General features: G+C 68.4%; 9 protein-coding genes. 5 read left to right on the top strand and 4 right to left on the bottom strand.

What is annotated here, in order from left to right:
* The 3 genes from CCN33_RS05045 to CCN33_RS05035 form a co-directional block, all read right to left on the bottom strand.
* Positions 1–2,110, bottom strand: a 2,110-nt coding sequence (locus tag CCN33_RS05045; RefSeq protein WP_244173674.1) for an FAD-binding and (Fe-S)-binding domain-containing protein, incomplete at its 3' end; no start/stop codon positions are given.
* A gap of 169 nt (positions 2,111–2,279) precedes the next feature.
* On the bottom strand, positions 2,280–3,845 hold the full coding sequence (locus CCN33_RS05040) for a sodium:solute symporter (RefSeq protein ID WP_086691530.1): 1,566 nt from the start codon (positions 3,843–3,845) through the stop codon (positions 2,280–2,282).
* A 9-nt stretch (positions 3,846–3,854) separates the two neighbouring features.
* Positions 3,855–4,838 (bottom strand): N-acetylglucosamine kinase, encoded by a 984-nt coding sequence (locus tag CCN33_RS05035; protein ID WP_244173672.1) that lies wholly within the window; start codon positions 4,836–4,838, stop codon positions 3,855–3,857.
* A 223-nt stretch (positions 4,839–5,061) separates the two neighbouring features.
* Here CCN33_RS05035 and CCN33_RS05030 point away from each other — a divergent pair, with 223 nt between their 5' ends.
* From CCN33_RS05030 to CCN33_RS05015, 4 genes are all read left to right on the top strand, one after another.
* Positions 5,062–6,003 carry a MurR/RpiR family transcriptional regulator gene (locus CCN33_RS05030; RefSeq protein WP_086691524.1) on the top strand — a complete coding sequence of 314 codons (942 nt, stop codon included), beginning with the start codon at positions 5,062–5,064 and terminating at the stop codon, positions 6,001–6,003.
* Between the two features lie 64 nt (positions 6,004–6,067).
* Positions 6,068–6,961: an N-acetylmuramic acid 6-phosphate etherase gene (murQ, locus tag CCN33_RS05025; protein WP_086691522.1), complete on the top strand. Its 894-nt coding sequence runs from the start codon at positions 6,068–6,070 to the stop codon at positions 6,959–6,961.
* A gap of 208 nt (positions 6,962–7,169) precedes the next feature.
* Entirely contained in the window at positions 7,170–8,390 is a 1,221-nt protein-coding gene (locus tag CCN33_RS05020) for a polysaccharide deacetylase family protein (RefSeq protein WP_086691520.1), read from the top strand.
* Positions 8,391–8,622: 232 nt separating this feature from the next.
* Positions 8,623–9,600 (top strand): alpha/beta hydrolase, encoded by a 978-nt coding sequence (locus CCN33_RS05015; protein ID WP_086691536.1) that lies wholly within the window; start codon positions 8,623–8,625, stop codon positions 9,598–9,600.
* 300 nt (positions 9,601–9,900) lie between these two features.
* On the opposite strand, the gene CCN33_RS31840 is transcribed toward CCN33_RS05015, so the two are convergent.
* Positions 9,901–10,047 carry a hypothetical protein gene (locus CCN33_RS31840; RefSeq protein ID WP_167387773.1) on the bottom strand — a complete coding sequence of 49 codons (147 nt, stop codon included), beginning with the start codon at positions 10,045–10,047 and terminating at the stop codon, positions 9,901–9,903.
* A 137-nt stretch (positions 10,048–10,184) separates the two neighbouring features.
* Here CCN33_RS31840 and CCN33_RS05010 point away from each other — a divergent pair, with 137 nt between their 5' ends.
* Positions 10,185–10,952, top strand: coding sequence for a ZIP family metal transporter (locus tag CCN33_RS05010; RefSeq protein ID WP_086691518.1), 768 nt, complete (start codon positions 10,185–10,187; stop codon positions 10,950–10,952).
* Positions 10,953–11,069: the final 117 nt, after the last annotated feature.

The raw sequence follows: 11,069 nt of genomic DNA, 5'->3' as shown, positions 1-11,069 counted from the left end.
CTCCGGCCTCGAAGACACTGCCGATGCATGCGGCGAAGAAGACCCCTCGTGCCGCCGCGGGTTGCCGGGCAGCCGGACGAGCCGGCCCACCTCGGGGGACGTCGTCGGTCCAGGCAGGCACCAGATCGCCCGCGCCCATTCGGCGCAGCGCAGTGGTCGCTCCGCGGACCAGCGGGGCGGGAAGGACGTGCCCGGTGTTGAGGGCGGTGCGCACGCCCTTCACGGCCGGGCCCCAGTGACGGGCCACCGCATCGCCGACGCGTTGTGCCGTAGCGCTGTGGCGCTCGGAGCGCAGCCGCTTCATCACCGCTCCGGTGTCGATGGTGACCGGGCAGGCGGTCACGCACAGGCTGTCGGCGGCGCAACTGTCCACCGCCGCGTACGCGTAATCGTCCTCCAGCGCGCGCTTTCGTTCGTGGTCCCCAGCAGCCGTCGCCAGTGCGATCTCGCGTTGCAGCGCGATGCGCTGCCTGGGGGTGGTGGTGACGTCTGCGGTGGGGCAGACCGGCTCGCAGTAGCCGCACTCGACACACGCGTCCACGGCGGGATCGACCGGGGGGACGCTTTTGAGGCCGCGCAGGTGGACAGTCGGGTCCTCGTCCAGGAGCACGCCCGGATTGAGCACGCCGTGCGGGTCGCACAGCCTCTTGACCTCGCGCATCACCTCGTAGAGCTCGTCGCCGTACTGGCGGCGGACGAAGGGCGCCATGGCGCGGCCGGTGCCGTGTTCGGCCTTGAGAGTGCCGCCCTGGTCGAGGACGAGGTCGACCATGTGGTCGGTGAAACGGGCATAACGCGCGGTCTCGGCGGGGGAGTCGAAGTCCTGGGTGAGCATGAAGTGCAAGTTGCCGTCGCGGGCGTGCCCGAAGATCACGGCATCCTCGTAGCCGAACTGACCGAAGAGCTCTGTCAGACGGGTGCACGTCCCCGTGAGCCGTTCCATGGGCACGGCGATGTCTTCCAGCAGCGCCGTGGTACCGGGGCGGCGAGCTCCGGCCACCGCGGTGTACAGGCCCTTGCGCAGATGCCAGAGCCGGGACCGGACTCGAGGGTCGCTCACCAGCGTCGCGCTGCCGACCACGGGCAACCGATCGAGCACCGCCTGCGCGGCCGCGGTCCGTTCTGCCAGCTCCTCGGCGCTCTCTTCGGCGAACTCCACCAGCAGGGCGGCATGTCGCTCCACCCGCAGTCCGCGCAGCACCTGTGCTGTGTCGGGGGACTGCTGTGCCACACGTAGCGAGGCGGCGTCCAGCAGTTCCGCGGTACGGGCGCCGACGGCCAGCAACGCCGGCAGGGCGTCGGTGGCCTCAGCCATCCCGGCCAGGACCAGCAGACCCGTCGCGGTGTGCTTGAGTACCGGCACGGTGCGGAACACCGCCTCGCCGACGAAGCCGAGCGTGCCTTCGCTGCCGATCATGAGGTGGGCCAGGACCTCCACCGGGTCGGTATGGTCCAGGAAGGAGTTGAGCCCGTACCCCATCGTGTTCTTCATCGCGAAGAGCCGCTCGACGGTCCGGCGCGCGGCGGGAGAGTCGCGTACCTGATCGCGCAGCCGGAGCAGCCCGGCGTGCAGATCCGGTTCCCGGGCCCGTAGCGCCGCGTCGGCGTCCGGGTCGGAGGAATCGACCACGGTGCCCGAGGCGAGGACGAACTGCAGCGACTCCATGGTCCGGTAGGCGTTGTCGCGGGTGCCGCAATTCATGCCGCTGGAGTTGTTGGCGACGAGGCCGCCGATGGTGCACGCGGCCTCGCTCGCCGGGTCCGGGCCCAGCCGGCGCTGGTGGCGGGCCAGACGGGCGTTGGCCTGTCGGACCGTCAGCCCGGGCTGCAGCCGGATGCGCCGGCCGTCGTCGAGCACCTCGGCGCCGCGCCAATGGGTGCGTACGTCCAGCAGGATGCCCTCGCCGCCCGCCTGCCCCGCCAGGCTGGTGCCGCCCGAGCGCAGTGTCAGCGGCACGCCCGCCGCGCGCGCGCCCGCCATCAGGGCGCCCACTTCCGCCACGGACGCGGCGCTCACGACGGCGCGCGGGGTGAACAGGTAGGGGGAGGCGTCGTGGGCGGCCGCGATCCGGCGGGGTAGTTCGGTCCGCACCCTGGCCGGCTCACTCACGCATGAGGCGAGCACGTCGGCCAGAGCATCGCGCCGGCCATGTGGGGTGGGTGTGGCAGCAGGGCTCATGATTCCTCGTACGTACGGGGGACCGGGGCAGTGCGCGGATTCCCTACCGCCCGTACACCACCCCGGCAATGGGAATGAATTCAGGTGCTACGCGTTGCCGTCACCGCCGACCGGTGACCGCCGAGGCACGACCGGAGTCCCGCCTCTCGCCGTCGGCCAGGTCCGCGGGCGGCTCGGGCGCGCGGTGGAACAGACTGAGCAGACCGCCGACGGCCAGGGTGACCAGGACACCGATCGGCACCAGCCACTGGGCGGCGATGGCCGTGGGAACGGTGGCGCCGGCCACGTCGACGTCGATCTTCACTCCTCGCACGATGTAGGTCATGACACCGATCGTCACGACGAACGCCACTATCGAGTCGGTTTCGTTCGCCCGGCGTACGAGGCGGCCCAGCAGGAAGGCGCCGAGCAGCGCACCGTAGGTGTATCCGGCGATGGTGAGGCCCGTGAGGTAGACGTTGCCCGTACTGGTGCTGAAGGCACAGGCGAACACCGCCATCAGCACCGCCCACACCAGCGTCATCACCCGCGCGAGTCTGAGCAGGAACTCCTCCGAGGGGCTGCCGCGGAAGAAACTGTGAATGATGTCGGCGACCGTCGAGTTCGACATGGAGTTCAGGGCAGACGACAACGACCCCATCGCCGCCCCGAGGATGCCCGCCACGAGCAGGCCCGAGATCACCACCGGCAGCCCGTGCAGGATGAAGTTCGGGTAGAGGTTGTCGGAGCTGGCCAGACCCAGCTGGTCGAAGCTCTTGCCCCTGTTGTAGGACCACAGCAGGGCGCCGACGAGGGAGAAGGCGGCAAACTGGATGGCGACGAAGACACCCGAGAAGATCATGGCCTTCTGACCCTCGCGCAGGGAGCTGGTGGCCAGGATGCGCTGCACGATCAGCTGGTCCGAGCCATGGCTGGCCATCGAGAAGATGGCACCGCCCACGATCGCGGTCGGCAGGGCGAACGGACTGGTCAGGACATGGACCGGGTCGAGGCCGGTGTCGAACAGCTTGAACTTGCCCGCGTCCAGGGCGTGGGAGAAGCCATCGGCGCCGACGTGCCCGGACAGGACGGCGATCGTCAGGATCGCGCCGCCGAGGTACAGGCCCATCTGGATGGCGTCGGTCCAGATGACCGCCTTGATGCCGCCGAGGTAGGTGTACACGACGGTGATCACCGTGAGCACGATGATGATGAGACGGAAGCCGGCATGCACCCCCAGCTCGTCCAGCAGCAGTTTGATGGGGATGGCGGAGGCGAACAGCCGCACACCCTCGGCGAGGAGTCGGGTGAACACGAACGTCACCGAGGCGAGCCCCTGCAGCTTCAGACCGAATCGGTCACCCAGGTACTGATAGGCGCTGACGAAGCCACCGCGCTTGTACAGCGGGATGAGCACCGTGGCGACCACGACGCGGCCGATGATGTAGCCGAGGGCCAGTTCGACGTTGCCGAAGCCCTGCCCGCTGTAGGCCCCGCCGGGCACGCTGATGACGGTGAGGACACTGGTCTCGGTGGCCACCACCGAGAACGAGACCGTCCACCAGGGCATGTGCCCCTCGCCGACGAAGTAGTCCTTGGACGTCTTCTGCCGTCCGGCCTTCCGCAGGCCGATGACGGCGATCACCACCAGGTAGGCGACGATCACCAGCAGGTCGAGTTGCCGCACGAAATTCTCCTAGTTGGAAGCGGCCGCCGGGGCAGCCTGCATAGCGGGGACGACGCCGGAGGGGTAGTCCCCCCGTACACGCACGACATGGGACTCGTGTGGGAGCGAAGTGCTGAGCGCCAGCAGCCGACCGCCGTCGAGCGGAGTACCGAGAGCCTCCCGCAGGCGAACCCGGCCTGCCGCAACGGCGAGCGCTGCACGAAGAGGCGCCAGAAGCGGCTCACCGATGCCTACGAGCCCACCGGTGAGCGCGATGTCGACCGCACTGTCGCCAAGCGGCCTCCCAGCTGCCACCACGGACTGGGCCAGTTCCGCGGCTGCCTCGTGAAGAATGCTTCCGGCAGCCTCGTCACCTTCGGCGGCGAGCAGGGCGATGTCCGGTGCGAACGAGGCGGCGGTGCGCGCGGGATTGCCGTCACCGGCCACCACCGCGGGCCACTGCCCTACAGCGCCGAAGCGCTCGACGGCCGCCGCCAGCAGGGCAGTGGCCGGACCGCGTCCGTCATGGGCCCGCAGTGCGGCCCGCAGTCCGGCCAGCCCGATCCAGGCGCCGCTGCCCGCGTCGCCGAGCCATGGTCCCCACCCGTCGACGCGGGCGAAGACACCACCCGCTCCGATCCCGACGGCTACCGCGCCGGTGCCGATGGCGAGCACCACACCGGTTTCTCCGTTCAGCGCACCGGCGTGGGCGGTGATCGCATCGCTCGTGACAGCCACCTCTCGAGTGGGGAGGTCGCGCAGCAGTAGGCGGGCCATGGCCCGCGCTGCCTCTGGCGCGGTGGCAGCCCCGGCTGCGCCCACGCAGACCGTTGCCAGAGGGAGGGCATGCCCTCCCTCCAGAAGCGGCCGTACTGCGGCCAGAACCGCGTCGCGCGAGGCGATCACGCCGTCCTTTGCTGCCAGTCCGGGCGCGCCCTCCACCTCATGGACGTCACCGGTGGGACCCGTGCCCCTCCAGAGCGCGGCACGACAACCCGTCTTGCCGAGGTCCACTGCCACTACTGCTGTCATCGCATGCCTTCGGGAGTGCGGAAGTCCTGCCGCGCGTCGACCGGTGAGGGCGAGGCCCTGAGGCCCGGCGCGGGTGCTGCTGGCTAGCGAGTATTGGAAGCAGAAGCTGCGCATGTCAAGAAGTAACTTGAAGTCGAATCTGACGTAAATATTTGACGTCCCTCCGTCGGGAGCCTAGCCTGAGCGCCTCGACCAGGAGGAACGCATGACGCATCCCGCTGAAGATCGCCAGTCGGCTGCGGAGGAGGCTCCGGATTCGACTGCGCTCGCGCGCATTCATGCCGCCTTGCCCTCACTCCCGCCTTCGGAGCGACGCGTGGCCGACGCAGTCCTGTCCGATCCCGGGAAGGCCGCCGAACTCTCCATCACCGCGCTCGCCGAGCGGGCTGAGACCTCGGTTGCCACGGTGATGCGCTTCTGTCGAGCCATCGAGATCACCAGTTACCCGCAGCTCCGTCTCGCACTGGCCGCATCGGCTGCCCGCGAGTACGCGCTCGGGGGCGGCCGACCGGTCCCGGGCACCGACATCGGGGCGAACGACACCTTGCGGGAGATCACCGACAAGATCATCTACAGCGAGGTGCGGGCCCTCGAGGACACGGGGGCTGAGCTGGACGTCGAGGCGTTGGGCAAGGCGGTGGACGCCGTGTGCCGGGCCCGGCGCATCGACATCTTCGGCGTCGGCGCCAGCGCCTTCGTCGGGCAGGATCTTCACCAGAAGCTGCATCGCCTCGGCCACATCGTCTTCACCTGGGCCGACCGGCACGCCGCGTTGACGGCGAGCGCACTCCTCACTGCCGAGGACGTGGTGGTGGGTATCTCCCATTCAGGAGAGACGGAGGACACCGTCGAACCCCTCCAAGCCGCAGCGAAGCGCGGCGCCACCACGATCGCCTTGACCAATGTCCCCGACTCCACACTCGCGCGGACCGCGGATGTGGTGCTGGTGGCCTGCGCTCGGGAGACATCCCTGCGCTCCGGCGCGACGGTCAGCCGCATCGCCCAACTGGCACTCGTGGACTGCCTGTTCGTCGGAGTAGCCCAGCGATCCTTCACCGCCACCTCCGCCGCGCTGCACGAGACGCACCAGGCTGTCCAGTCCCGTAGGCGCCCGAAGCGCAAGCGTGACGCCCCGGGCGCCGACTGAGCCCCGTTGCCCTGCGCCGCCCCGAACTCCACTTCATCCGACTTCTCCAAAGGACACCCGCACAGTGGACCTGAGCACCCTCGGAACCGAAACCCGCAATGAGCGGACCACCGACCTCGACCGCATGCCGACCGACGAACTCCTGGCTGTCATGAACGCAGAGGATCAGTCCGTCGCCCTGGCGGTGCGTGACGCCCTTCCCCAGATCGCGCCCGCCGTCGAAGCGGCTGTCGACTCCCTGCGGCGAGGCGGACGCCTGATATACGTCGGATCCGGCACGAGCGGCCGTCTCGGCCTGCTGGACGCCGTCGAGTGCCCGCCGACCTTCGGCACACCGCCCGAGCAGGTCGTGGGGCTGCTGTCGGGCGGACCCGATGCCTTCGCCGTCGCCGTCGAGGGTGCTGAGGACCAGCCCTCTGCCGCTGCTGCCGACCTCGACGAGATCGCGGTGAACGAGCGGGACATCGTCGTCGGCCTGGCCGCCAGCGGCCGTACCCCGTACGTGATCGGAGCCTTGCGGCACGCCGCGTCCCGCGGTGCGGCGACGGTGTCGGTCGCCTGCAACCGCGACGCGATCATCAGCCGTTACGCCGACTTCCCGATCGAGGTGCTCACCGGCCCCGAGGTACTGACCGGCTCGACGCGGCTGAAGGCCGGCACCGCCCAGAAGATGGTCTGCAACATGCTGTCCACCGCCGCCATGGTCCGGCTGGGAAAGGTGTACGGAAATCTGATGGTCGACGTCAAGGCCAGCAATGAAAAGCTCGTCGACCGCATCCACCGCATGGTCGTCGAGGCGACCGGTGCCGACTCCGAGGCAGCGGCCGAGGCGTTGCGCAAGGCGGACGGCCACGCCAAGACCGCCATCGTCATGCTCAGTGCGGGAACCACCCGCGAGGACGCCCTGCGGCGCCTGGACGAGGCGGACGGTGACACGCGGCTGGCCATCCACCTCTGACATCCGACGCGTCGGCGACCGACGGCACGGAACATCCGCATGATCCCGATTGTTAACCGTTCAACGAATGTGTACCGGGAAGATCGGCAACCGCCTGGATGTCCGCCCTTCACGTAGGTGCTCGGTCAGGCAGGGCCTCGGCGAAGGCCCGTCAATCGTGAGGGATGAGGATGTTGTGCGTGGTGTAACCCGTCGAAGAGTGCTCGGAATGGCCGCCGGAGCCGCAGCCACCGCCGGTGGGGTGAGAAGCGGTGTCCTGACGCCGTCATCATCCCTGGCGGCCCCGAGCGCCCCACGAGGCGTCAAGCCCGTCGCCGCTGAGCCGGCTGCCCGACTCATCGGGGACGGCTCCACCGCCTACACCGGCAGGCAGCCGCGCCAGCCGGGTGCGCCGGTACCCCTGGAGCCCGGGCAGATCCCCCCGCAGTTCGTCATCTTCTCCTGGGACGGGGCGGCTGAGGTCGGCAACGGTCTCTTTCCGCGTTTCCTCGACCTGGCCGAGGAACACGATGCGCACATGACCTTCTTCCTCTCCGGCCTCTACCTGCTACCGGAAGCGAAAAGGCGCCAGTACGACCCGCCCAACAATCCGCGTGGTGCGTCCGACATCGGTTACCTCGCTGACGCCCATATCCAGGCGACCCTGTCCGGCGTCCGCCGGGCCTGGCTGGACGGCCACGAGATCGGCACTCACTTCAACGGACACTTTTGCAGCGGTCCCGGCAGCGTGGACAGATGGACGCCGCGGCAGTGGCGCAGTGAGATCGACCAGGCCAAGTCCTTCGTGAAGCAGTGGCGCACCAACACCGGCTGGACCCACCTGCCTTCCCTGCCCTTCGACTACGACAGGGAACTGGTCGGCAGCCGCACACCCTGCCTCATGGGTCAGGAGCATCTGCTGGTCGCCGCCCGGGAACTGGGATGGCGCTACGACGCCTCCTCACCCGGCGGCCGCCAGGTCTGGCCGGAGAAGAAGAACGGCCTCTGGGACCTGCCGCTGCAGAAGATACCTTTCCCCGGTCATTCGTTCGAAGTCCTGTCCATGGACTACAACATGCTGGCCAACCAGTCGGTCAACTCCACCCAGGCACCCGCGTACAACTACCCGTCCTGGCGCCGTCAGGCCGCCCAGGCGTACATATCGGGGTTCACCAGGGCCCTGGAGTCCAATCGCGCACCCCTCTTCATCGGGAACCACTTCGAGGAGTGGAACGGCGGCATCTATATGGACGCGGTGGAGGAGACGCTGGTGCACATCGCCAAAGAGAGGGACAAGGGCAAGGACATCCGATTGGTCTCCTTCCGTCAGTTCACCGACTGGCTCGACGTCCAGAGTCCTGCGATCCTCACCGCGCTGCGCTCACTCGACGTGGGCCAGAGTCCCGCCGGCGGCTGGAACACCTTCCTGCGAGGCGCGGTGACCGCCTGACACCCGTGCCGGGTGAGGCCTCCCGAGCACTCCGGCCCGCCGTCACCGACGGAGCGACGCGGGCCAGTCCTCCCGGCAGAGCACAGGTCGCACCGGCGTTCGCGGGCAGCCGGTCCGGCAGCGCATCCGCTCCTGTCCGCGGCCTTCACCCGAATGCGTCACCTGGTATGCCCCCGGCTGCGAGGTTCATGAGCATGAGATCACCCGACCCCGAATGAAGGTTGACCTTGCCATGAACGACATATCGGCTGGAAACGTGCCGAAGGTGCGAACCGTTGCCGTCCTCGCCGCGACGACGGCCATCGTGGCAACGGCGGCGCCGTACTCGTTCGCGGGGGGCTCGACCCCACAGTCAGCGCGAAGCGTACAGAAACCCACCGTCGTCCTGGTCCACGGCACAAATCTGGACGCGTCTTCGTGGAACGGAGTCATATCCCGTTTGCAGGCCGACGGGTATCCGGTCGTCGCAATCGCCAATCCCTTGCGTGGGCTCGCCTACGACTCGGCCTACACCGCCAGTGTGCTCCGGAGTATCAGTGGCCCCATCATCCTGGCCGGCCACTCGTACGGCACGTCCGTCGCGAACGAGGTCGCCCTCGGCAACTCCAACGCCAAGGCCATCGTCTCGGTCGCAGGCTTCCTGCCCGTCAAGGGGGAGACCACTGGCGGACTGGTCGCCAAGTACCCTGGGAGCACCCTGGGCAGCACCCTTCAGAAGGTTCCTTACCCCATGCCTGCCGGGGGCACCGGCACCGAGTTGTACGTGAAGCAGGACCTGTTCCCGCAGCAGTTTGCCCAAGACGTACCACTCAACGAGGCCAAGATCCTTGCAGCCGGACAGCGTCCTGTGGACGCCAAGTTCGGCGACGGCGTGTTCACCGGCGCTGCCTGGTCCAAGATTCCCGCCTACGACGTGGTCACGGTCCAGGACCACAACATCCCGGTAGCTGTGCAGCGCTGGATGGTCAAGAGAGCCAAGGCCACCGCTGTCGAGCTCAACTCGTCCCACGTCGCGCCGGTTTCCCACCCGGGTGAGGTGACAGACCTCATCGAGAGGGCCGCGACCGAGCAGGTCTCCGGTGCCCCGGCCGACCACATGGCCAGCACCGGCCAGTCGTACACCACCATCACCGCGTGGGCGGCCGCCACTCTGACGGCCGTCGGCACGGGACTTGTTGTTGCTCTCCGCCGCAGGCGCCGGTGCTCCTGACGGCTGTCCCGCCCCTGCTCGTGCGGCGGACTTGACCGCCTCCGTCTCGGCCGCCGGATATGTGGAGCCCCGGGTGTGTGACGCGGACGGCTAGGGGGTCGGACATGACGGACCTCTTCTCTTCCGCCGGATGAGGAAGACGGTGCCGAAGGCGGCAACAGCAGCGCCGAAGGGGCCCCAGATCACGGGTGACGACAGCGATGAGGCGGCAGTGCCCATCGCCGCGCACGCAACTGTGGCGGGAAGTCGGAGTGTGCCGAGCGCTGTGGTGACAGCGAACGGAACGCACGTGCCCAGGGCTTAGACGCCGATGAAAGCGAGTGCCTTCTGACTGGCCCCGGCCCTCTTGTCACCCGGGCTGAGCAGGCCGTCCGGCGCCGTCGAGATCCGCATGACCGCCGCGCCCGCCATCATCACGGCCAGAAGCCCCAGCCTGACACCTGCCATGGCCCAGGGAGAGCTGACGGCTCGCGTCATTGCGCGCCGCGAGCCGTGGGATGCGGGGTCTGTGACTACTGCCCCCCGCAGGCCATCTTCCCCGCGCCTCCCCAGGGAAAATGTCTAGGAACCGGGACAATGCGGGAATGCCGATCATCATCGCCCTGTGTGCTGTCGTGACGACCCTGCTCGGCGGTGTCGTCGCTCATCGGGTGGTGGACCGACGACACCTCGTGCTGGGAGTCGCTGCGGGCCTCATGCTGGGCGTGGTGTGCTTTGATCTTCTGCCCGAGGCGCTTCAGGCTCAGCCACGACAGCTTCTCGGCGTTCCGGTGGTGCTCCTGCTCCTGGCCGCAGGCTTCTTGAGCCTTCACATCGTCGAGCGCGGAGTGGCCATCCACAAGGCGCACGAGCACGAGTACGCCCCGCACAGCCACGGAAGAAGAGGACCAGAGGGCTCGGCCCAGGGCATCGGCATCGCTTCCGCCGCCGGCCTGGTCGGACACAGCTTCCTCGATGGATTCGCCATCGGAGCCGCTTTCCAAGCGGGAGGAACGATCGCATGGGTCGTTGCCATCGCGGTCGTGACTCACGATTTCGCGGACGGATTCAACACCTACACCATCACGCAGCTCTACGGCGATGCGCCAGGACGGGCCAAGGCCCTGGTGGTCGCCGACGCTGCTGCACCACTGCTCGGTGCGTCCGCGACGCTCGCATTCACCATCCCCGAGAACATTCTTGGAATGTACCTGGGCTTCTTCGCGGGTGTTCTGCTGTACCTGGCCACCTCGGACATCCTCCCGGAGGCGCACTGCCCTCACCCGTCGAAAGGTACCCTCGCTCTGACCGTCGCGGGCGTGGCTTTCATGTGGCTCGTCATCGCAATCGCGAGCCTGTCATCAGGTGGGTGACCACACCCGGAGTGGCCGGGCGCACGGTCGTGGGCGACACGCCCCCGCCGAGGACCTCAGCCGGCTTCCCCGAAAAGCCGCCATGACGGAATCATGGGGACGGATCGAGCCCGACCG

The organism is Streptomyces recifensis, from assembly GCF_002154615.1.
GTDB lineage: Bacteria > Actinomycetota > Actinomycetes > Streptomycetales > Streptomycetaceae > Streptomyces > Streptomyces griseoluteus.
This window is presented reverse-complemented; position numbering and strand designations above follow the sequence as displayed.